At 31.9% G+C, this 23,597-nt stretch carries 21 protein-coding genes, 3 pseudogenes and 1 riboswitch; of the genes and pseudogenes, 20 read left to right on the top strand and 4 right to left on the bottom strand.

Going from position 1 to position 23,597, the window contains the following annotated elements:
* The first annotated feature begins 530 nt into the window (after positions 1-530).
* The 3 genes from ACXVYO_RS13320 (at position 531) to ACXVYO_RS13310 (ending at position 2,196) form a co-directional block, all read left to right on the top strand.
* Positions 531-1,304 (top strand): DUF3959 family protein, encoded by a 774-nt coding sequence (locus tag ACXVYO_RS13320; protein ID WP_458467386.1) that lies wholly within the window; start codon positions 531-533, stop codon positions 1,302-1,304.
* 132 nt (positions 1,305-1,436) lie between these two features.
* Positions 1,437-1,853, top strand: a complete 417-nt coding sequence (locus ACXVYO_RS13315; RefSeq protein ID WP_458467385.1) for a DUF3995 domain-containing protein — start codon at positions 1,437-1,439, stop codon at positions 1,851-1,853.
* Between the two features lie 139 nt (positions 1,854-1,992).
* On the top strand, positions 1,993-2,196 hold the full coding sequence (locus tag ACXVYO_RS13310; RefSeq protein ID WP_000878362.1) for a hypothetical protein: 204 nt from the start codon (positions 1,993-1,995) through the stop codon (positions 2,194-2,196).
* Between the two features lie 247 nt (positions 2,197-2,443).
* On the opposite strand, the gene ACXVYO_RS13305 is transcribed toward ACXVYO_RS13310, so the two are convergent.
* Positions 2,444-2,656 carry a hypothetical protein gene (locus ACXVYO_RS13305; RefSeq protein WP_458467384.1) on the bottom strand — a complete coding sequence of 71 codons (213 nt, stop codon included), beginning with the start codon at positions 2,654-2,656 and terminating at the stop codon, positions 2,444-2,446.
* Between the two features lie 205 nt (positions 2,657-2,861).
* Here ACXVYO_RS13305 and ACXVYO_RS13300 point away from each other — a divergent pair, with 205 nt between their 5' ends.
* The 7 genes and pseudogenes from ACXVYO_RS13300 (at position 2,862) to ACXVYO_RS13270 (ending at position 8,671) form a co-directional block, all read left to right on the top strand.
* Positions 2,862-3,863 carry a DUF1835 domain-containing protein gene (locus ACXVYO_RS13300; protein WP_458467383.1) on the top strand — a complete coding sequence of 334 codons (1,002 nt, stop codon included), beginning with the start codon at positions 2,862-2,864 and terminating at the stop codon, positions 3,861-3,863.
* Between the two features lie 189 nt (positions 3,864-4,052).
* Positions 4,053-4,325: pseudogene (locus ACXVYO_RS13295) on the top strand (hypothetical protein); the annotation flags it as partial.
* Positions 4,326-4,473: 148 nt separating this feature from the next.
* A complete protein-coding gene (locus ACXVYO_RS13290) occupies positions 4,474-4,878 on the top strand; it encodes a hypothetical protein (RefSeq protein WP_000282697.1) in 405 nt (134 codons plus the stop codon).
* 159 nt (positions 4,879-5,037) lie between these two features.
* The gene (cypA, locus tag ACXVYO_RS13285; protein ID WP_458467382.1) at positions 5,038-6,273 is read left to right on the top strand and encodes a cytochrome P450; all 1,236 of its coding nucleotides are present in this window, start codon (positions 5,038-5,040) and stop codon (positions 6,271-6,273) included.
* Positions 6,274-6,540: 267 nt separating this feature from the next.
* Complete coding sequence (locus tag ACXVYO_RS13280; protein WP_458467381.1) at positions 6,541-7,824, top strand: MFS transporter; 1,284 nt, start codon at positions 6,541-6,543, stop codon at positions 7,822-7,824.
* Positions 7,814-8,446 (top strand): Vat family streptogramin A O-acetyltransferase, encoded by a 633-nt coding sequence (locus tag ACXVYO_RS13275; protein ID WP_458467380.1) that lies wholly within the window; start codon positions 7,814-7,816, stop codon positions 8,444-8,446. The genes ACXVYO_RS13280 and ACXVYO_RS13275 overlap by 11 nt, the downstream gene beginning before the upstream one ends.
* A gap of 69 nt (positions 8,447-8,515) precedes the next feature.
* Positions 8,516-8,671, top strand: a complete 156-nt coding sequence (locus ACXVYO_RS13270; protein WP_073515157.1) for a DUF1540 domain-containing protein — start codon at positions 8,516-8,518, stop codon at positions 8,669-8,671.
* 102 nt (positions 8,672-8,773) lie between these two features.
* Here the strand turns inward: ACXVYO_RS13270 and ACXVYO_RS13265 are convergent, their stop codons facing one another.
* Both ACXVYO_RS13265 and ACXVYO_RS13260 read right to left on the bottom strand, forming a co-directional pair.
* Entirely contained in the window at positions 8,774-9,178 is a 405-nt protein-coding gene (locus ACXVYO_RS13265; RefSeq protein ID WP_458467786.1) for a PadR family transcriptional regulator, read from the bottom strand.
* Between the two features lie 218 nt (positions 9,179-9,396).
* Positions 9,397-9,918: pseudogene (locus ACXVYO_RS13260) on the bottom strand (DinB family protein).
* 256 nt (positions 9,919-10,174) lie between these two features.
* Here ACXVYO_RS13260 and ACXVYO_RS13255 point away from each other — a divergent pair.
* From ACXVYO_RS13255 to ACXVYO_RS13225, 7 genes and pseudogenes are all read left to right on the top strand, one after another.
* On the top strand, positions 10,175-10,477 hold the full coding sequence (locus ACXVYO_RS13255) for a hypothetical protein (protein ID WP_000717614.1): 303 nt from the start codon (positions 10,175-10,177) through the stop codon (positions 10,475-10,477).
* Positions 10,478-10,570: 93 nt separating this feature from the next.
* A pseudogene (locus ACXVYO_RS13250) lies at positions 10,571-11,437 on the top strand (cytochrome P450); the annotation flags it as partial.
* A 112-nt stretch (positions 11,438-11,549) separates the two neighbouring features.
* The gene (locus ACXVYO_RS13245) at positions 11,550-12,128 is read left to right on the top strand and encodes a cysteine dioxygenase (RefSeq protein WP_458467379.1); all 579 of its coding nucleotides are present in this window, start codon (positions 11,550-11,552) and stop codon (positions 12,126-12,128) included.
* A 177-nt stretch (positions 12,129-12,305) separates the two neighbouring features.
* Positions 12,306-13,157 (top strand): Cof-type HAD-IIB family hydrolase, encoded by an 852-nt coding sequence (locus ACXVYO_RS13240; RefSeq protein ID WP_458467378.1) that lies wholly within the window; start codon positions 12,306-12,308, stop codon positions 13,155-13,157.
* 419 nt (positions 13,158-13,576) lie between these two features.
* Positions 13,577-15,364, top strand: coding sequence for an ATP-binding protein (locus ACXVYO_RS13235; protein ID WP_458467377.1), 1,788 nt, complete (start codon positions 13,577-13,579; stop codon positions 15,362-15,364).
* Between the two features lie 224 nt (positions 15,365-15,588).
* Entirely contained in the window at positions 15,589-17,715 is a 2,127-nt protein-coding gene (locus tag ACXVYO_RS13230) for a peptidoglycan D,D-transpeptidase FtsI family protein (protein WP_458467376.1), read from the top strand.
* Between the two features lie 398 nt (positions 17,716-18,113).
* Positions 18,114-19,292: a macrolide family glycosyltransferase gene (locus ACXVYO_RS13225; RefSeq protein ID WP_458467375.1), complete on the top strand. Its 1,179-nt coding sequence runs from the start codon at positions 18,114-18,116 to the stop codon at positions 19,290-19,292.
* Positions 19,293-19,341: 49 nt separating this feature from the next.
* Here ACXVYO_RS13225 and ACXVYO_RS13220 read toward each other — a convergent pair whose 3' ends face one another.
* Positions 19,342-20,025, bottom strand: coding sequence for an aspartate/glutamate racemase family protein (locus tag ACXVYO_RS13220; protein ID WP_458467374.1), 684 nt, complete (start codon positions 20,023-20,025; stop codon positions 19,342-19,344).
* Between the two features lie 150 nt (positions 20,026-20,175).
* Positions 20,176-20,291, top strand: a riboswitch (SAM riboswitch).
* 139 nt (positions 20,292-20,430) lie between these two features.
* Between ACXVYO_RS13220 and ACXVYO_RS13215 the strand changes: the two genes are divergently transcribed.
* Genes ACXVYO_RS13215 through ACXVYO_RS13205 form a run of 3 tightly spaced genes read left to right on the top strand, consistent with a single transcriptional unit; the run spans position 20,431 to position 23,483 of the window.
* Entirely contained in the window at positions 20,431-20,979 is a 549-nt protein-coding gene (locus ACXVYO_RS13215; RefSeq protein ID WP_458467373.1) for an ECF-type riboflavin transporter substrate-binding protein, read from the top strand.
* Positions 20,980-20,989: 10 nt separating this feature from the next.
* On the top strand, positions 20,990-22,690 hold the full coding sequence (locus ACXVYO_RS13210) for an ABC transporter ATP-binding protein (RefSeq protein ID WP_458467372.1): 1,701 nt from the start codon (positions 20,990-20,992) through the stop codon (positions 22,688-22,690).
* Positions 22,683-23,483, top strand: coding sequence for an energy-coupling factor transporter transmembrane component T family protein (locus ACXVYO_RS13205; RefSeq protein ID WP_458467371.1), 801 nt, complete (start codon positions 22,683-22,685; stop codon positions 23,481-23,483). Before ACXVYO_RS13210 ends, ACXVYO_RS13205 begins: the two co-directional genes overlap by 8 nt.
* The last annotated feature ends 114 nt before the right edge of the window (positions 23,484-23,597 follow it).

The following is a 23,597-nucleotide window of genomic DNA, read 5'->3' as shown; positions in this document are numbered from 1 at the left end:
AATTATCGCTGATATGTCTTCTTTAAAACAGCTCTAATTAAAGAGATCACACTTATACGAATTGCTTATAAAAATATTCGCGATATGACTGATATAGATGCAAGAGAGTTTAAAGAATTTGATGATGAATTGGATGTAGATATAATAAAAAGAGAAAAGAAAGATTCAATTATACTGCTGTGAACTACTGGCTAATTAGAATAGCTTGGAGTGGGAGCTTCTCAGTTCCAAGACGAAAGTAACCTTTCATCTCCCACCTACAGCGGGGCTATCGCCCTTCACGCGCCCCTGGAAGGAGAATTCTTTCGGTAAATTCGTTAAATAATAGTAGACAAATCCTACTCGTTATATTGATCAGGATTTGTCATTTTTTTATGTAAATAAGGATATCCTTTGTCATGTATCTTTAATTTTATGTATTTACTTTATTTACATACAGGATTAAGATGTTTTTTAGAAATACAAAATCTAAATCGTATGGAAAAGCAGGATGAATTGATTCTAAAGAAATTTGAAAGGAATGAGGAATTGTGAAGAAATTAGATGTGTTATTAATGCTATTAAGCGGCCTCTTTCCAGTTGCAGGTATTATGAAGCAAATCCCACTAGAACAATCTTTATATATTGGAGGCCTATTATTTTTTACTAGTTTCGGTAGCTATTTTGCGAAAAAAATATATTCACGTATATGTAGTTGGATAGCGTACGCGCCATTTATAACACTACTGTTAGTCATTTGGAATCAGGATATTTCAACAAGTTCAATAATAGCGAATGCAAAAATTGCCGCTTGTATCGCTTTAATTCCATGTTTATTCCGTTTTCGTACATATGGACTAACTTTAGGTTTATTGTCATTATGGGCCGCTTTACTTTGGGATATTAAAGAAATACAGTCGTTGGTTATACTTGAACGTATGACGAGTTTAATGACAAGTCATTATTTATATCTTCTATTGTTAGTTGGAGGACTAATAGTAGGTGGATTACTTGCAATGTTAATTCACCGTAGAGAGAAAAATGATAATAAAGAAAATATAAATCTTTTTCAACAAAAAAAGAAACGCAAAAAATTATCATTTAAGATTCCGCTTCCAAAATTGCCTAAAATCAAGATGGAATTATTTAAATTTGGTGGGAAAGGATCAAAACGAAAAATGCCAGAAAACATACGTGAGCATAATTACGAAGAACCAGCTTCAGCTGCAACATATGAAATGACAGAGCCAATACAACAATATAAAGAAGGTACTGTTCAAGGACAAACGAGGATGGAACGTCGTAGGAATAGGTATAATGCATAAAATATTTCAGTAAACCCTTTAATGATGTATCATTAAAGGGTTTTTATATAATTAAATATAGATTGCTAATGTGGAAATTGTAGCATACTCTAAAGCTAGCTGAGGACTTAAATAAAATAATGGGAGGAAAAAATGCTTATTATTACATACATTTCGGTCTGTATATTATTTTTAGTTAGTTTTTTACATGTTTATTGGGCTTTCGGAGGTAAGTGGGCGACAAATAGTGTCATTCCAACAAAATCTGGAGAAAAGGCGTTTACACCAGGTACAGGGATGACATTGTTCATTGCGTTATTATTAAGTATGGCAGCAATAATTTTATTACATCAAACAAATGTTGTTCATTTTGCATTTCCTAATATTATTGTTCAAATGGGATCCTGGATTTGTATGATTGTGTTTTTCATAAGAGTAATTGGTGAGTTTCATTATTTTGGTATCTTTAAGCGAAAAAAAGATACACAATTTGCTAAAATGGATACGGTTTTATATATACCACTTTGTGCATTTTTATCTTTATCATTCTTACTAGTAATAATATCGTGAACATAAAATAGTACCTGCTGTCTTTAAAATAAATAAACGTGAATTAACAAGGAGTAAAAGTGAGAAATCTAGTAGGAAATAAAAAGGATGTAAGCGTCTTCTTATCGAAATATAGATTATTATGAAAGGCGGTGACACTATGAAGTATGTAAAAGTATGTATGAATGGCGGAAGCGAACACAAATTCTCGATGACTTTAGATCGCTTTGAAGAACTTATTACTACAGAGAATGGACTATTAGAAAATAAATTAGTTAGTATTGAAAATGTAATGATTAATCCTACTAATATATCTTCTGTAGTTGAAAAAATTGGTGTGCCGGCTAAGTTTATGGAAGCTTAAAAATCGGTACATAAAAAACATCCATAGGGATGTTTTTTTATTTATAAATATGATAATTGTACAATAAATATATGAGGAGGATTTTTAGCAATACGTATACATTTGATGTGTAATAGGTGCACAATAAAATAAGTACAAGCATATATTATCTAGTAGGGCAAAACTTTCGTGTCCTACTTAATACTCAGAAAAAACCTCTATCACATGAGAGCATCCAATTGCAGGGTGCTCTTTGTTATTCAGCGCTTTAACTTTCAATTTTAAACATATCTTTGATGTTAATAAATATTAAAAATAATATAATAGCAAAAATTAAGTTAGATAAATAGAAATTTTGATGAAATAGTAGTTCAAAAATAACATCAAAAACATATAATATAGCGATGGTAGGTAATATACAAATAAATATAAATCTCCAATTTTTTAGATAATGTTTATAAGTAGTAAATACTTTATTCATACATATATCTCCTGTATTTTTTATTTTCTATATAATTATACATTTAAATAACAAGATTTATAAAGGGGTATTTAGTAATTAAAAATTGTAGTTAACTGTAGCAATCTGAATAATAAATGCTTTTACTTTAAAAAACTTTTAAAGAACGATACTAAAATGATACACTATAATCTACGTTATTTTTGAAATGAATAGAGGGATTTGTGTGATAGATAAAATCAAAAATGTTGTAGAGGATATGTATGAAGATGAAGCAAAGCATTTACTTCAAAGTATTCTGATTCAGTTAAGTGTATTAGAAGAAAACTATAGTGAAGATGTAATTAAAAATTTGATGGATATTCCGAAACAACTAACAAGTAATACATCTTATAAAAGAACTCTAAAAGAAAGCTCACACGTTCATATTGCTTTTGATGATTCAACAGCTGGATGTTTAAAGCATATGCTGGGTCAAGAAGAACGATTAGATGAGAGGGTTGTTGCTTTTTCTGAATTCTTTTCAATTGGACCGATAAACAAGTTACATATGAATGAGGGACAACTTGCAAGACAGAAATGGTTAGTAAACAACTTAACCGCTTATGAAAATTATTTTGAAGAAGAGTATTTACCAAGTTTTTTAGAAACAATGGAAGAACTACACGCTATTCCTTGCGAAACGCCTATTACAATTTGGAAAGCTAATAACGCGCATGAACATGTAGGCCTTTGTTTTGTAATGGCACAATTACAAGATAAGAAAAACATTCGCGTTATTAATACGTCTGAAGCAAGTGAAGGAATATTAAAACAAGAGTATGCTATTCGTGGAACGGGAGAGTTACCAACTGAAAGTTTAGCTCTATTACAAAGAAGTTTTGCAGAATTTCCACATGTAACGGAAGAGAAGCGAATGCAGTTTGAATATGAATGGGATAGATTATCGAAAAGTACGGAGTTTTTAAGAGTTTGGAAAGAAAATGAAGTGCGTTCGGTACAAAATGATTATTTTGATCAGTTTATTATTGAATGCGCGAAAAGTATAGGTGCTGATCGAGAGTTCTTAAAAGCTCCTAGAGTAATTGGTGAAGCACTTGGTCATGTAGAGCAGTTAGTTGGCGATACGTTTTTAGAATATCGCTTAAAGGAATTAATTAAACAAGAAGTATTTGAATTTGTGGGTTCACTAGATGAAATGCGCTTTTATAGTGTGAAGTTGAAATAGAATTTAAACAAAAAATCCTCTTCTATTAAAGAATTAGAAGGGGATTTTTTTGGGGGAATAATAGAGAAGTTTTTCCTCTATGTAAGTTTCATATAAAAATAAATTTCATATACTATATAGAATTTACTAATAATTAAGAGGAATAGTTCATTGAACAATCAGTTCTGTTCATGTCAATCAGATGATGTTCCAAACTTACTTCCTCCATCTAACCCTCCCAATGTACCTTCTACATTTGCTAATCCTATAACAACAGGCCAAATGAAATCATGGATGTGTAATTGTCTAGGAAGATGGGGTTATTTAAGGTTATATATACCTGGTACTTTTGGAAGAGATTTATGGTTTTTTCCAACAGAAGTTCGGCGGTATGATGTATCAGGATATACTTGGCAAGATGGCCATCGTTTTAAAGTAACTTACCAATATAAACAAATTAGTAATTTTATGTGTTTTGCTTAATGCACATAGGAGAGATTTAATATAGATCTCTTCTATTTTTATTTTGTAACACTTTTATATGAATTTGGGCTATACATAAGCTACCTATAGAGCGCTTATCACATATGAATGTTAAAGGTACTGAATGAAAAGTAGGTGATTTGTTAATATGTATAACCAGCAAAATTATCCATATGATCAAGGGATGTATTATAATCCACAAAACTACGGGTATGAACCTGTAAATGAAGTGAGAGATATGGAACAAGAAGATTATAGACCAGATGATGCGGAAGATGCTCCAACGTCACCACCACCATCTCAAGCTCCATCGTTACCATCTACATTTGCTTCTCCAGCACAACCAGGCAATATGAAATCATGGATGTGTAACTGTCTAGGAAGATGGGGCTTTTTACGTTTACATCGTCCAGGACCTTTCGGAAGAGACTTATGGTTCTTTCCGACTGAAGTGAGAAGAAACGGTGTATCAGGTTACACTTGGCAAGGTGGTCGTCGTCGTAAAGTAAGCTACCGCTATCAACAAATTAGTAATTTCATGTGCTTCGCATAAAGAAAAGTGAGAGAGTAGAAAGATCTTACTCCCTCACTTTTTTATTTTTCAATATATGAAGTAAGATTTTGATTAAAAATTTACAATTTTCACGTTTTTATTAGAGTATAATGCATATGTTGGTTGGTTTTCAAAAACAAATGAGAGTGAGGGAATACGATGTCAATGAAAAACAAAGTTGGGTTAAGAATAGAGGATGGCATTAATTTAGCTTCAGCTCAGTTTAAAGAAGATGCATATGAAATTTATAAAGAATCTCGAAAAATGCAACCTATCTTATTTGTGAATAAAACTGAATTAGGTGCAGAATGGCTTATTACAAGATATGAAGATGCTTTACCACTATTAAAAGATAATCGCTTAAAAAAAGATCCGGCCAATGTATTTTCTCAAGATACATTGAATGTCTTTCTTACTGTTGACAATAGTGATTATTTAACGACACACATGTTAAATTCAGATCCACCTAACCATAATCGTTTACGATCACTTGTACAAAAAGCTTTTACACCGAAGATGATCACGCAATTGGAAGGGAGAATACAGGGTGTTGCAGATGATTTGTTAAATGAAGTCGAGCGCAAAGGTTCATTAAATCTTGTTGATGATTATTCGTTCCCTTTACCGATTATTGTAATAAGTGAAATGCTCGGCATTCCAAAAGAAGATCAGGCGAAATTTAGAATTTGGTCTCATGCTGTCATTGCTTACCCAGAAACGCCAGAAGAAATAAAAGAAACCGAAACGCAACTATCTGAGTTTATTACATATCTCCAATATTTAGTTGATGTTAAAAGACAAGAACCAAAAGAGGACTTAGTGAGTGCTTTAATACTTGCAGAAAGTGAAGGGCATAAACTTAGCGCTCGGGAACTATATTCAATGATAATGTTACTAATTGTGGCGGGACACGAAACAACGGTAAATTTAATTACAAATACGGTATTAGCGCTTCTTGAAAACCCGGACCAATTACAGTTATTAAAAGAAAACCCAAAATTAATTGATGTAGCTATTGAGGAGGGATTACGATATTATTCTCCGGTTGAGGTTACAACTTCAAGATGGGCAGATGAACCCTTTCAAATTCACGATCGAACAATTGAAAAAGGAGATATGGTTGTCATTGCATTAGCTTCGGCAAACCGTGATGAAACAGTATTTGAAAACCCAGAAGTATTCGATATTACTCGGGAGAATAATCGTCATATTGCCTTTGGGCATGGTAGCCATTTCTGCTTAGGCGCTCCACTTGCTAGGTTGGAAGCAAAGATTGCTATTACTACGTTGTTTAAACGAATGCCTGAACTACAAATAAAAGGGAATCGTGAAAATATTAAATGGCAAGGTAATTATTTAATGCGTTCTTTAGAGGAATTACCTTTAACATTCTAGAATATTTATTTTTAGACATGCATACATAGAAAATGATTTACATAGAGTATGTATGTATTATTTAAATTCGAAACGGAAGGGTGAAAACATCCCAATGATCAACTAATTCTATTTCTAAGAGATCTTCGTTAAAAAACGAAATATTCTTCTGAATAGGATTAGTCTGTACATTTATAGAAAAGGGATGTATTTCGCTCTGCGAATATATAGTCTTTTTATATGATTTGTGCTGCCTCCTGTTCAGAACATGAAATAGGGGGCTTTTTTATGTCGACAAATGTAGAAACGAAACAAAATACTGGGGTATCACAAGTATTGAAAAATCGGTTTGTGCAAGGGATTTTAGCATCAGCATTATTTTTACAAGTAGGGATATGGGTTCGAAACTTTGCGGTATTACTGTATGTAATGGAAATGACGAAAGGTGATGCTTTTGCTATTTCGATGATTTCAGTTGCAGAGTTTGCTCCAATTTTTATTTTTTCTTTTATTGGTGGAACTTTTGCTGATAGGTGGAAGCCGAAGAAGACAATGATATGGTGTGAAACGTTAAGTTCTATTTCAGTATTTGCTGTATTAATTACACTTATGTTAGGTACGTGGAAAATTGTGTTTTTTGTCACACTTATTTCTGCAATCCTTTCACAGTTTTCTCAGCCATCTGGCATGAAATTGTTTAAACAGCATTTATCGGCGGAACAGATCCAATTAGCGATGTCTATATATCAAACAATATTTGCGATTTTTATGGTATTAGGGCCGATTCTTGGAACATTTATTTTTCATAGTTTTGGAATTTATATTTCAATTATCATAACAGGTATCGCTTTTTTACTTGCAGCAGCTGTGTTGTTATTCCTTCCGAAAGATCTTGAGAATGATAATGAGAAGAAAGAAATCACGCTACTACAGGAGATGCTTGATGGTATTAAATATGTGAAAAAGAAAAAAGCATTAACTTTGCTAGGGCTTTGTTTTATGGCGGCAGGACTAGGTATAGGATTGATTCAGCCATTAGGTATATTTATCGTAACGGAGCAGTTAGGTTTATCAAAAGAGAGTTTACAATGGTTACTAACAGTAAATGGTGCAGGAATGATTGTTGGTGGTGCTTTAGCGATGGTATTTGCGAAGAACGTTGCTCCGCAAAAGATGTTAATTATCGGTATGCTTGGTCAGGCAATCGGTATAGGTATTATAGGTTATTCCACAAATTTATGGGTAACACTCACAGCACAACTTTTTAGCGGGTTAGCTCTTCCTTGTATCCAAATAGGGATTAATACGCTCATTATTCAAAATAGTGATACCGATTTTATTGGTCGTGTAAATGGTATTTTAAGTCCACTATTCACCGGTTCAATGGTAGTAACAATGAGTATTGCTGGTTCGTTAAAAGATATGTTTTCATTAAGTACGATGTATGAGGGCACAGCTCTATTATTTATTATTGGATTACTGTTTATTTTACCGATATACAATTTAAAACCAGTAATAGCAATAGAAAATGAAATAAGTGATAAAGGAAGTGTTGTACAAAATGAATCCTAATCCAAATGTTAAGTACCCTATTGAAGGAAATCAAAATGTCCAATTTATAAAAAATACAATAACAAAAGCTAATATACTCATTGGAGACTATTCATATTATGATGCGAAAGATGGAGAAACATTTGAGGATCGAGTATTACATCATTATGAATTTCTTGGAGATCGCCTTATACTTGGAAAGTTTTGTTGTATTGCAAATGGAGTTACCTTTATTATGAACGGAGCGAATCATCGGATGGATGGATTTTCGGCATTTCCATTTAATATATTTGGGAATGGGTGGGAGAAGTATACACCTAATTTGTCTGATTTACCCTACAAAGGGGATACAGTTATAGGAAACGACGTATGGATTGGTATGGATGCAACAATCATGCCTGGAATAAAAATAGGGGATGGTGCAATCATTGCAGCTAAATCTGTTGTGACTAGAGATGTTGCACCATATACAATTGTTGGTGGAAACCCTGCAAATAAAATAAAGGAACGATTTACAAATACAATAATAGAAGAATTATTGCAAATTCAATGGTGGCATTTTGACATTGAAAAAATAACTGCAAATATAGACGCTATTGTACGAGGAGATATTGAACCTTTAAGAAAGCTAAAAAGGGAATAAAAATGCATAACAAAGAGTATCATACCTCCGAATTTTGTGAATGATAATAGAACAAGGAGGTGTGATACTATGGCACAAGACGTTTTATGTGAAGTAAATAACTGTAAATTTTGGGCAAACGGCAATAAATGTAGTGCAGATGCAATTTATGTAGTAAGTCATAAAGGGAAACAAGCATCTACTACGGAAGAAACAGATTGCAAAACATTCGATCCAGAAATATAATTTTTTGAAGGGTGGCCAAATCGTGGTTGCCCTTTTATTAATTATAGTATTGATAATAAATCTCATTTTCATTCATAGTTTTTAACGTTTCTTTTTATTTTTTCATATTTTCTTCATAAGTGATGTAATCCAGAGCAATTCATGTTCAATACGTGATTTACTAAATTCAATGACTTCTGTAATGAAAAATGAGCTAACATGTAAAGATTGAATAGCAGTAAGCTGTTTATGTAGTGCGGTTTGGCGTATTGTTAAAATTTCTTTTCTAGATTCGTAATCAAGTTTTTCAAATAGTACGATACGAACAAGGAATTCTGCATTGTTTGTCGCGAGTTTTTCGGGAAACTCTCGTAACATTTCAGAAAAAATTTCTTCACCTGTTTCAGTTATGTCGTACATATTTCGATTCGGCTTTCCGACTTGTTTATGTATTTGTTTAATTATAGCCCCCATATTTTCGAAGCGCCGAAGAGCGGGATACAGTGTATTATGGGGTTCAGCCGAGATACGTGTAAAAACGGGTCATAAGCTATAATATATTTCCATTATTGGTTTTTTAGTTAAAAATATCTACCTCATGATTAACAAAAAGCTGATTACCTATGCGCTATAAATGAACTGCCCCCAATTGTTAAACAAAACCTAGCAATTGGGGGCAGTTCATAGTTATCATTTGACTCTTCTAGTGACTTTCTCAAGTAAAGCACCCTTTGGTTGAATAAGATTTATTTATTCATTCCCATCAATCGCTTAATTGTTCTTATTTGTCCATGATGATTAATTTCGTCTTCCATAACGTGAAACCACAAGTAGTAATTATTATAAGGCACATCATTATCCCACTTGTTTTCCTCGAATAACCAGCTATCTTGTTTTGATTTCAGATATGTTAGTGTATTTTCTCTAACTTGTGATAATTCATTCAAATAATAATCTAAAGATTGCTTTTTTATTCCTTCCCTTGCTTTGTCTCCAAATTCTAAAGAAATTCGCTACTTTAGACATTCACTTTCAGTTAAATCTCTTTTTTCAAACGAGATAACTTGATGAACAAACTCCATCGCTGCAATATGTGATAAGAGAGAACCAATAGTGTTTGAACTACCGTTTGGTAAGAAATCTAAATCACTTTGGTTTAAATTGGAGATTTCGCTCAATGTAACATTTCTTGTATGTTCAAGCATTGTTACAAGCTCTCCAATCTTATTTGAATAGTTTTCTCTTGAAATTATTCTATAATCTATCATATATATCCCTCCAATTCATGCTCAGCATAAGTTTACCAATAAAATAAAAAAACAAAGTCTGAAAATTCATGTAAAATAATGATATAATTTAATTGAATATAAAGAAAAAGGAAACCTGTTTTTATCAGTGTTACCTTATCCAAGACTAAATTTTACCCATACATCATTTTTTTGATGTAGCTCTTGAAGATAAAAACTATTTAATTTTCAAGGAACAGTTATTAACTTAAAAATTATTATACGAGGAGGGTGTATCATGAAAAAAATATGCTTTGTATTAATTGTCGACGCTGGTATAAATTATGGTTCAATATTTTCTCTACCATTTTTAAGGAATCAGGATGATTTGAAGGAATATTTTTCTAAGTATTATGATGTTTCGATTAATTATATTAGGGATAAAAACTCAGTTGACTATTTGGTAGTTCCCAAACCGTGTCCACCTTTTGATAATGAAAATAATCTTCCAATAATTGAAGTACCAGCAATCTTATTTATGGAAAAGGATTTTGAAAAAATAAAGACTTATATAGACAATTATTTTTCTAATAACTCATAAAGAAAATAAAAGTACAGTAAAAAGAAGTCCGATAAAAAACGAGTGGCGTAGAATATTTCTATTAATCATTCGTTTTTTATTATATTTACATATCAGTCTATCGCAAATGAACTTGTACAACATATTGGAAAATATAGTGAGGTTAATATCGTTGAAGAGTTTGCTTCCCCTTTACCTGTTACCGTCATATCCGATTTATTAGGAGTGCCAAAAACTGACCGTAAAAAAATTAAAGCATGGTCTGATATTTTATTTATGCCGTATAGTAAAGAAAAGTTTACTGATCTGGATGCGGAAAAAGGAATGGCACTAAATGAATTTAAAGCATATCTTTTTCCGATTGTTCAAGAAAAGAGATACCATTTAACGGATGATATTATTTCGGATTTAATACGAGCTAAATATGAAGGTGAACGATTGACCGATGAAGAAATTGTCACTTTTTCTTTAGGTTTATTAGCGGCAGGTAATGAAACAACTACTAATTTAATTATTAATAGTTTTTATTGTTTCTTAGTGGATTCACCTGGAACATATAAAGAATTAAGAGAAGAACCTAAATTAATTTCAAAAGCAATTGAGGAAGTATTACGCTATCGTTTTCCCGTTACATTAGCTAGGAGAATTACAGAGGACACAAATATATTTGGACATTTTATGAAAAAGGATCAAATGATTATTGCATGGGTAAGTGCAGCAAATTCAGATGAGAAAAAGTTTTCACAAGCCTCTAAATTTAATATACACCGAATAGGAAATGAAAAGCATTTGACATTTGGTAAAGGTGCTCATTTTTGCTTAGGGGCACCGCTTGCACGTTTAGAAGCTGAGATTGCATTAAGAACTTTCATAAATGCCTTTGAAAAAATAAAGTTATCTCCATCGTTCGATTTAGAAAACTGTCTATTGGAAAATGAACAAACGTTAAATTCCTTACCTATTCTGTTGAAAACTAGGTAAATCGTTCAGCAAGGTACAAATTTACTGTACCTTGTTTTTTATTTCTCAATTGTAAATTTTTGGTTGGTTATTTAGTATGGAGGTGTGTGAAATAGAATGGAGGAGGACGCTTATGTTAACGTGTAATGGAAGTAAAACGTTTCAAACGTTTATTAAAGCTGTAACGGATTTAATGGATAGTAATTTATTAGAAGATCAAATTGTTTGTGCGATTGAAAAATTACTAGAAGACCTTTTAGAAAAGAAAACATGGCTTCCGTTAGAAAAACAGAAGGCGAATTCGGCACAATACGCACGACACTTGTTATATGAAGATCCTTTTAATCGTTTTGAAGTATTAGCTCTTGTATGGAGAGATGGACAATCTACACCTTTACATGATCATGATGGTACATGGGGAGTAGAAGGCGTTTTTACAGGAAGGATAATGGTGCGAAACTTTATACAAACTAAGCAGCTTGAAAATTCACTTGTTTATTTAACACATACAGGAAATCTTTATTTGGGAGAAGGAGAAACAGATAAAGTCATTCCACCAGCTGATTGTCATATTCTTGAAATAGGAGAATGTGAAAGCGTTGTCACTATTCATATTTATGGAAAACGTTTAGAAAAGTTTAAAATATATGTCCCAACTGAAGAAAAGAATGTGTACATGAGTGAGACAAAATATATTAGTTATAATTCATAGATTAAAATCAAAAGCTTTTCTTTAAAAAGAAAAGCTTTTGATTTTATTTTTAATTATTTCTTGACCTGAAACGCTTTTCATAAATTATAAATAAGGAGTACTTCACGAAATCAGTATGAAAACGATACCTTTCGTTTAATATAAATTCGTGTATATATAGAAAGTGGTGAAGAAATAATGAAATTAATTGCAATTGATTTAGATGGAACTCTTCTCTCGGGGAATAAAATGATTAGTAAAGAGAATGCAGATGCAATTCGAAAATGTCAGGAAGCTGGCCATGTTGTAACAATTTGTACAGGGCGTTCTATCGTTGATATTGAAAGATTGTTGTTAGAAGTTAATTTAGAGTGTCCAATTATTGCGGAAAATGGTGCACTTATATATAAAGATAATAAAATGATGAAAAGATACCCAATTCAAAATATGCAGGCACTTGAGATTGTGGACTATCTTGAAGAGAATGGCTTATATTATCAGCTCTATACTAATAAAGGTGTATATGTACCAGATTATGGAGTAGAGAGTGTGCGTAATGAGATCGAATATGTGAAGAATTCAAAAGAAAATTTTGATTTGAAAGAGTTAGAAACGATTGCAGCATTATATCTTGAACATACAGCATTTCATAGTGCAGAAAGTTGTAAGCCAATTGTAGAAACTGATATACATGTGCATAAGCTTTTACCATTTTCTTATGACATAGAAAAATTAAAAAAGTTAAAAGCAGCGTTTCTGCATAATACTGATTTAGCAATTACATCTTCATATTGGCATAATTTAGAGATCAATCATCGAGATGCTCAAAAAGGAAATGGATTATATACTTTAGCAGAACATTTGAATATACCGGTTGAAAATACTGTAGCGATAGGTGACGGGCTAAATGATGTTTCCATGATGGAAAAAGCAAACATATCAATTGCAATGGGGAACGCAGTCGAAGAAATAAAAGCGATGTGTCAATACGAAACCTTATCAAATGAAGAACACGGTGTTGCACACGCTTTATATAAATATGTAATGTAATATAATATAAAAAGAAAAAAAGAATCCAAATAGATTCTTTTTTTCTTTTTATTAGGGGTAAGGTATTCTATGAGATTCATAGAAGCCTTATTACTTTTTATTATATAGAATATATTGGAATAAATGTTTATATTTTTCATGTTAATTGTGAAAATTTTATGAACTTTATATTTTTTTGTATTTTTATACTACTAAAGATGATGTATATTACTCTCATATCAATACCATATATGAGGTGAGTAAATACAAATGGATTAACAGTTCATTTTACATGCGAATTCTTTTCTGTTTTTAATTGAAAAATAAAATTTGTTCGAATAATTATTCTACAGCTATATACCTAAAGGCACATTCTTCGTATAATGGAGAAGTATAAATTTTGAATTTGTATTAATTTTACATATTGAGGTGAAAAAGGAATGAATGCGCGGCTAATGGAACTTATTGATGTGAGTACAATAGAAACCATGGCAGAACAGTTTTATAAATTAACCAACATATCACATCAACTTCTTGATGCTGAAAAAGAATGTATATTTTCATTTGGAATAAATGAGACGAAAATATGTAAACTTCCCAAAATTGAAATCCCCATTTTTTTATACAATCAACATTTAGGATCTTTTGTAGTATGGTCCAACAAAAGCGAAATTTACAATTGCCAAAAATACTTTGAAATGCTTTCAAATCTAATTATAGATGGAGCAACAAAAGTATTTCAAAGTAAAAATACAACGTTGTTTTCTCGAAAAGAGGAGGAATTACATACGATTTTACAAAACATGCCTGTTATGGTTGATGCGCTTGATTATAATGGAGATTTTGTTTTGTGGAATCGGGAGTGTGAAATTGTAACAGGTTATACCGCTGAAGAAATAATAGGAAATCCAAATGCCCTTCAATTATTGTACCCAGATCATAATTATCGTCACCAAATACAAACGAAATTTTTAACTTGCGGAAAAAATTTCAGGGATTGGGAAATGCACTTAACATGTAAAAATGGTGAAATCAAGACAATCATGTGGTCCAATATATCAGAACAGTTTCCTGTAACAGGGTATAGCTACTGGGCTGTCGGTGTAGATATTACACATTTAAAAGCGATAGAAGAGCAGTTAAAACAACAAACGTCTGAATTGGAATTAATTTTTAAGGCTTTACCAGATTTATGTTTCTTAACAGAAGATGATGGCACAATTATAGATTATAAAGCAGGATCCCCTTCGAAATTTTACGTACCGGCAGAAGCTTTTATGGGAAAAAAGTTTTTCGAAGTATTACCATCTCCAGTAGCACAGCAGTTTCAGGAAGCAATTCATCAGGTGAAGGAAAAAGGAACGAATGTAATTGTTGAATATCCACTTACAATTAATGGGGGTATCGATTTCTTTGAAGCTAGATGCTTACCATTATTACATGATAAAATAATGATCATTGTACGTGATATTACAGAGCGGAAAAAGACAGAAGAATTACTAAATAAATCAGACACACTTGCAGCAATCGGTCAATTAGCGGCGGGTGTAGCTCATGAAGTGCGGAATCCATTAACTGTCATTAAAGGGTTTATACAGTTATTCCAAATTAATAAAGAGGATCAAGAAAAATATTTTGATCTAATGCTTTCGGAAATTGAAAGAATAGAAGCGATCCTCCAAGAGTTTTTGTCAATTGCTAAAACAGATGAAGTGAATACAGAACAAAAAAATATTTATCAAATTTATAAAAATGTCGTATCGTTAATGAATACAAAAGCAATTATGACAAATATTCAAGTCGAATTATATGCAGAATCCAACGATATAAGTATTGAATGCTCAGAAAATCAATTGAAACAAGTATTTATTAATATTTTGCAAAATTCTATCGAAGCTATGCCAAATGGTGGGAAAATTACAATCCACATAAAAGAAATAAACGATGATGGTGTCATTATTCATGTAATTGATGAAGGAATAGGAATACCTGAAGAAAGAATTAAGAGATTAGGTGAGCCTTTTTATAGTACGAAAGAAAAAGGTACCGGTATTGGATTAATGTTAAGTTATAAAATTATTGAAAGTCATCAAGGAAATATAAGTATTATGAGTGAGGTTGGTGTCGGGACAACAGTAACGATTTACTTGCCGAAAATTCAGAGTAAAGAACATCTATCAAATTGTGACGATAGATGTATATCGATGAGTTCTAGCATTCATTCTTAAATAAATGATTAAATACCCAATGAAAAAAAGCTAAACTTTTTCATTGGGTATTTTTATATTTAATTTAGTAAACTTTACCTTTTCTTTACCTTTGTTTTAAATTCTATTTAGTTTTTATCGATATATTAATATTTGTATAAAGTACTGTATAGAAAATGTGCATTACTTTTAATATATAGATTCTATTATTATGAGGAATACTGTAAGGAGGAGATTATGACAAAGTGAATAAGCAAGAGAAAAAAAGTGGTAGAGCAATACCGACGCGGTTAAATATTTTATTTCTTTGTGTATTTTTATTATTTTCTGCAATGATTATACAGTTAGGGAAAGTGCAAATTCTCGATGGAGAGACTTATAAAAATGAAGTAGAAAAGAGAGAGAATGCAACTGTGAGTCTTTCCGTCCCACGCGGGAAAATATTTGATCGAGAAGGGAATCCGGTTGTTGATAATAAATCTTTACGCACGATCACGTACACAAAGATGAAAGGTGTAAAATCAGAAGATATATTAAAAACTGCAAGACAACTTGCAGATATTATTGAAATGCCGCAAGAAGATATTGCTAAGTTAACTGAAACAGATAAAAAAGATTTTTGGATGCAATTAAATCCGAAACTGGCTGAAAATCTAGTATCTAAAAAAGAAATAGATACATTTAGAGAGAAGGATATTAGCGGTAAGAAGCTAGATAAAAAAATAGAAGAGTTAAAAAGAAAACGAGTTACAGATAAAAATCTTCAGGAATTAGCAAATACAGATATAAAAGTGTTAGCTATTAAAAGTAAGATGACTTCAGGTTATCAAATGGCTCCTCAAATTATTAAAAAAGATGTTAGTGAAAAAGAATTTACTATAATTAGTGAAGGTTTAGCGAATCTCCCAGGTGTAGATGTATCGGTTGATTGGGAGAGAGTGTATGTAAATGACGGATTGTTCCGATCCATTCTTGGAAATGTTTCTAATTCCGATGAAGGATTACCGAGTGAACGATTAGATTACTACTTGGTACGTGATTATAGCCGAAATGACAGGGTTGGAAAAAGTTATATCGAGCAGCAATACGAAGATGTACTGCATGGGGCAAAAAAAGAAGTAAGAAGCGTTGCTGATAAAAAAGGTAGTACAATTAGAACGGAAACAGTGTCTGAGGGGAAAAGCGGTAAGAACTTAACTTTAACAATAGATATGGAGCTGCAGAAAAAAGTAGAAGAAAGTATTGAAAAAATATTAAAAGCATATAAAGGTTCAGAATCGATGTTGGATCGTGCTTTTGTTGTAATGATGAATCCGAAAAACGGACAAGTATTATCGATGGCTGGGAAAAGACTTGTAGAAAAAGACGGAAAAACAGAAGTTGAAGACTATGCATTAGGCACAATGACTAGTTCATACGAACTTGGATCAACAGTGAAAGGTGCGACAGTTTTAACTGGATTTGAAACGAAAGCTATAACACCAGGTACTTATTTTTATGATGCACCAATGAAGTTTAAAGGAACTAAGGAAAAAAAGTCTTGGAAAGAGTTCGGAAATATTGATGATTTAAGAGCGTTACAAGTTTCTTCAAACGTTTATATGTTTCATACAGCATTAAAAATTGCAGGTGTGGATTATGTGAAAAATAGCTCATTAAATATTAAACAGGAGTACTTTGATAAAATGAGGTATTATTTTAGGCAATTTGGATTAGGTGTTCCGACGGGCATTGATTTACCAAATGAAACAGCTGGACAAATTGGTAAAAAAGATAACCAACCTGGTTTCTTATTAGACTACTCAATTGGTCAGTATGACACGTATACACCACTTCAACTTGTACAGTATATTTCAACAATTGCAAACGGTGGATATCGAATGAAGCCGCAAATTGTTCAAGAGGTTAGAGAGCAAACGTCGCAAAAAGATGAAATTGGAAAAGTGGTACATGCAGTAGAGCCAATCGTTTTAAATAAAATAGATATGAAAGAGGAATATATAAATCAAGTAAAAGAAGGATTTAGAAGGGTATTCCAAGAAGGTGATGGAACTGGGGTAAGGGCTTTCCAAAAAGCATCATATAAACCAGCAGGTAAAACAGGAACAGCACAGACAGTTTATGGTGGTGAAAGTGATATTGGAAGAAATGAAAAGGGCGAGAGAAGGGAATGTTATAATCTAACGTTAGCAGGATATGCGCCATATGATAATCCGGAAGTAGCGTTCTCTGTAGTTGTACCATGGGTTATTAATGATAAATCTGGCATTAACTCTGATATTGGAAAAGAAGTTTTAGATGCTTATTTCGAATTGAAAAACAAGCGTTTAAGTGGAGAATCGCCAAAAATAGATGATCCTAAAGAGAATTAACATGTACGAAGCGTCTCTAGCAATCATGTGAACTAGAGGCGTTTTTTCATAGGAATAAATTAGAAACGAGGAATAATAGTATAATAGATAAAGTAGAAATGGTATGTTATCTATTTAATCGAATAAAATGGGTAAAATAATTCTATCAATTATTCACGTTTTATAAAATAAATCATATATTGATAGCATAGGACAAGCTGAAAAGCTTATTCTAACCTCACAGAACACTCCTTATCACAGTTAGGCATCTACTTATGTAGATGCTTTTTTTATGTTATTAACTGACAATTATTTATCAATTTAAAGTAGCGAGCATAATAGGACTATTAGGTGAAGATTGGCGGTAATATTTACAGTATGATTAATAAGAGTATTTAAATGTAAGGAGTGAGAAATAAGTGCTAAATATTTTGATGGTTAATTTTCCAGCAGAAGGACATGTAAATCCTACATTAAGTTTAGTCAAAACCTTTACTGAACGGGGTGATCACGTACATTATATTACAACAGAACGCTTTAGAGGCAGAATTGAAGATTTGGGAGCGACTGTATATACCCATCCAGATTTATTAAAGGAGATTTCTATTGATAATGAAACTTCATCTGGGCTGAATTCTTTCTTTCATGTACATGTTCAAACTTCTTTATATATATTAAAAATTACAAAACAATTATGTGAAAGAATAAATTTTGATTTCGTAATTTATGATATATTTGGTGCTGGAGAGTTAGTAAAGGAGTATTTACAAATTCCAGGCGTAGTTTCTTCTCCTATATTTTTAATTCCTCCAGAATTTTTGGAGACGTTACCTTTTCATCCAAATGCAGAAATACAATTCCATCCTGATGAACTTTCTGAAAAATTATTATATCAAATGGAACACGAATTTGGAGTAAAGCCCAAAAATAATCTTCAATTTATGCATAATAAGGGTGATATTTCTCTCGTTTACACAAGTCGTTATTTTCAACCTAATAGCGACGCGTTCGGAGAAAATAACATTTTTATTGGTCCGAGTATTTCAAAGCGTAAAACAAATGTAGAGTTTCCACTTGAATTACTTAAAGATAAGAAAGTTATTTATATTTCAATGGGAACACTGCTTGAAGGACTCGAACCTTTTTTTAATACTTGCATTGATACTTTCTCAGATTTTGATGGAATAGTTATAATGGCAATTGGTGATAGAAATGATCGTTCTAAAATTAAGAAAGCGCCAGACAATTTTATAATTGCTTCATACGTACCCCAATCAGAAATATTAAATGAAGCAGATGTTTTTATTACACATGGCGGTATGAATAGTGTGCACGATGCTATTTATTTTAATGTCCCATTTGTCATAATTCCACATGATAAAGACCAACCAATGATAGCACAAAGATTAACTGAGCTGGAAGCAGCACATAGATTATTGAAAGAGCATGTTAATGTGCAAACTCTAAATGAAGCGGTAATAGATGCTCTTTCAAATGAAAAGTATAAACATGGTATACGAAAACTGAATGATAGTTTTTTAGAATGTGGTGGTTCAAAAGAAGCAATCAAAGTTATTACATCTCTTTTAAATAAATAGTTTGGACAATATAAAAGCATAGAGGCTTAACCTTTATGCTTTTATATTATTATCCTGCAAACTGCACAGCAGTATTTGCATGTATAAAAGCAGTATCAAAAACAGGTACAGTAAGGTCGTTTTGAGAAATAAGCAAAGGAATTTCAGTACATCCTAGCAATATACCTTCTGCACCATTTTGAATTAATGATTTTGTAATTTGTAATAGTTTTTCTTTTGATGATTCTGAAATAATCCCTTTACTTAATTCATTTAAAATAACATAATGAATAAAATCTCTCTCCTCTTTAATAGGGGTGATTGTCTCAATGTTATAGTTCGCTAGACGTGATTTGTAGAAGTCTTGTTCCATCGTTTGCCTCGTTCCTAATAGTCCAATACGTTTTATATTGTGTTCTACTATTTCTTTAGCACTTACATCACCGATGTGAAGGAATGGTATTGATATTTCCCGTTCTACTTCTTCAGCAAATAAATGGACCGTATTGGAACACATTAATAAACATTCAGCCCCGGACTTTTCAACTTTTTTTGCAACTGTTACTAATTCGTTTTTCACTTCTTCATATTGATGATTTTGTAATAAAGTAGTTACCTCACCAAAATCCATGCTATATAAAACAAGCTTTGCATTTTGATCGTATTGAGAGAGTGTAAGTGTATTAATATGTTTATAGTATAACGATGTAGATTCCCAACTTAGTCCACCAATTAAACCAATTACTTTCATCATACATTCCTCCCGAAACAATTGTGAGTTCATTATTTCATAATTCCGATAAGAATACAATGATTTAAATGTATCATTTAACAAAAAATAAAAATAATCAGAAAAGTATTGAAATTTATTCTTCTTAGTGCCATAATACGAATTACAAATTAATACTTATCCAGAGAGGTGGAGGGAACGGCCCTATGAAACCTCAGCAACCCCTAAGTACATTTATAGGAAGGTGCTAATTCCGCAGAGGACACGATGTGTTTTTTGGAAGATAAGGGGATTCTTGAACGTGAAAGAAAATGACCTCTTATATAAGAGGTCATTTTTTGTTGTATAGAAAGGGAGTGTCGATGCATAATTCATTTTTAAAATAAATATAGAGTAATTAAAGTTGACTAATATGAGAGGGGAATTGTAATGAACAAATTATCAACGAAGTTAGTAGTGGCAATCGGAATTGGAGCAGCATTATACGGGATATTAGGACTTTGGGGATTTTCAATTGCACCAAATACATTTATTAAACCTGCATTAGCTATTTTAACTGTTTTTGGAGCGTTATTTGGCCCTGTGGCAGGACTATTAATAGGACTTATCGGTCATACTGTAACGGATACAATCGCTGGTTGGGGTATTTGGTGGGGATGGGTTATTAGTTCAGGTATTATCGGATTTGCAATGGGACTCATTCAAAAAAGAGCTGGCTTTAGTGTGAAAAACGGGACGTATAATAAGGGGAATATTTCTTATTTAGCTATTGCGGGGTTACTTGGTATTGTCATTGCTATTACATTTGCTGGTGCATTCGATATTATTGTGATGGGAGAACCGTTTGACAAAATTGTTATACAAGTATTAGGAGCAACAATTGCGGATGTTATTGTATTTTTAGTACTTGGGTTACCAATTACAATAGGTCTAGCTAAGTCTAATAAGAAACATACACATTTAAAAATTGAAAAGTAGGGATGTTAACATGCAACCAGTTATTTCTTTTGAACAATTTAGCTTTCAATATGAGCATGCGGCGCAGTCTACTGTAAAAGACATTACTTTTCATATATATCCTGGGGAAAAAGTATTAATTGCTGGACGTAGTGGTTCAGGGAAGTCAACGTTAGCTCATTGTATCAATGGGCTAATCCCGTTTTCTTATGGGGGGAGTAGCACTGGAAATATTTTAATTGCCGGAAAAGACCCAAGGAAAGGGAGTATTTTTGAACAGAGTAAACAGGTAGGAACAATTTTGCAAGATCAAGATGCTCAATTTATTGGTCTTACAGTAGAAGAAGATGTAGCATTTTATTTAGAAAATGAATGTGTAAATCAAAACACTATGAAAAAAATTGTTTCAGACTCATTAAAAAAGGTAAAGCTGCATTCTTTTCATAAACAAAGTCCACATGAATTATCAGGAGGTCAAAAACAAACTGTTTCTCTAGCAGGTTTGTTAACAACGAATGCCGATATATTATTATTTGATGAACCTTTAGCGAATTTAGATCCAGTAAGTAGCTTACATACAATAGAACTTATTAAAGATATACATAGACAATATAATAAAACAATTGTAATTATTGAACATCGTATAGAAGAAATGTTAAATCTGGATTTAGATAAAATCATTTTAATGGATGAAGGGGAAATTGTTACGATAGGCACTCCAGAAGAGATTTTAACGTCAAATATATTACCATCTATCGGCTTAAGAGAACCTATGTACATAGAAGGATTAAAGAGATTACCTTTTGATAGTAATAATGCTGGAATATATCCATTTGAAAATCTTCAAAGAGACAGTGTAAGTAGCGCAATAAATGAGTGGATGGAGAAGCAAGTTTTTTGTAAAAGCACTCCTACCAACAAAGAATTATTAAAAGTAGAAAATTTATCGTTCTCCTATCCTAATAAACAAAAAGTATTAGACAATGTAAATTTCTCAATAAAAGAAGGGGAAATTGTAGCACTTTTAGGTCATAATGGCGCTGGAAAATCAACATTAGCTCATAGTCTTATAGGCATAAACAAAACAAAAAATGATAGGATTTTATTTGATGGAGTAAATATTAATTCTTGGTCTATTCGTAAACGTGGTGAAGTCCTATCTTATGTGATGCAAAATCCAAATCACATGATTACACAACCTACTGTTATAGAAGAGGTTTCATTTACATTAAAACTAAAAAAGGTTTCAAAGGAAGAAATTAAGCTTAGAGCGGAAGAGACGTTAAAAATTTGTGGTTTGTATCCATTTCGAAACTGGCCAATTCAGGCATTAAGTTATGGACAAAAAAAGAGAGTAACGATTGCATCTGTACTAATGACAAATCCGAAACTGATCATTTTAGATGAACCGACAGCGGGACAAGATTATTATCATTATAAACAGTTTATGTCGTTTATTAAAAAACTAGCCGCAAAGGGAATATCTTTTATTTTTATCACACACGATATGAATCTCGCATTAGAATACGCAGATAGAGCAATTGTTTTACATAAAGGGGAAATTATTGCAAATAATACTGCGTCTATCGTATTAGGTCATTCAAGAACGCTGCAAAGAGCGAACCTAAGGGAAAGTTCTTTATTCAAGCTAGTTAACTTTAGTGGGATTTCCTATCCTGAAAGGTTTATAGAACTTTATTTTGAGGTTACTAGGAGGGAGGAACTTGTATAGTACATACTTTCATCGTATGGATGGAGCAGTGAAATTATTGTTATTTATTTTTTGTATGACGCTTACTTTTTTGTTTTTTGATTTTCGTATATTGTTTATTGTATTTATGATTGGCTGCATCGGACTTCTAATTGCAAAAATTCCATTTCGTAAAATTTTAATTGTTTTTAGTGTAATATTTACATTTAGTTTATTAAATTCTGTCATGATTTTATTTATTACACCAACCCATGGGTCTGAATTAACTGAATCATATACTTCGTTTTTACAAATCGGATATGCGACAATTACTTATGAAACATTATTTTATGCGGCTACACTTTCATTAAAATATTTTACGTTATTACCATTTACACTTATTTTTATTTATACGACTGATCCAAGTGAATTTGTAAGTAGCTTAAGTAAATTTCGAATTCATTATAAAATAACCTATGCAATAAAAATTGCGTTACGTTATATACCTAATATTCAGTCCGAATATAAAGTTATTAAACATGCTCAAGAGGCGAGAGGGATAGCTTTTGAAAAAGGAGAAGCAGGTTTATGGACTCGTATGAAAAACCGTGTCTTAATTTTCTGGCCTTTAATTATTCATTCACTAGAGAGAATCGATACAGTTTCAAATGCAATGGATTTAAGAGGATTTGGAAAGAAGGATAAACGTACGTGGTTTTATACAAATAAAGCAAAAAGCAGGGATTTCATTGCTTTATTTGTAGGTGTTTTTATTTTAATTGTAGCAATATATTTAAAGTTACATGTATTTCAAACCTTTTGGTATCCATTTTAAAGCACTCTCAAATGAGTGCTTTTACTTATTTTTTTGTAGACATGCTCAAAAAAGGGATATTTACATAATGTATAATACGAACCAGTTAAAATGATCAACTACCTATTAGTTTTC

It is taken from the genome of Bacillus sp. BC08, assembly GCF_054326875.1.
The sequence above is the reverse complement of the archived record's forward strand: the minus strand, read 5'-3'. Positions and strand labels throughout refer to the sequence as shown.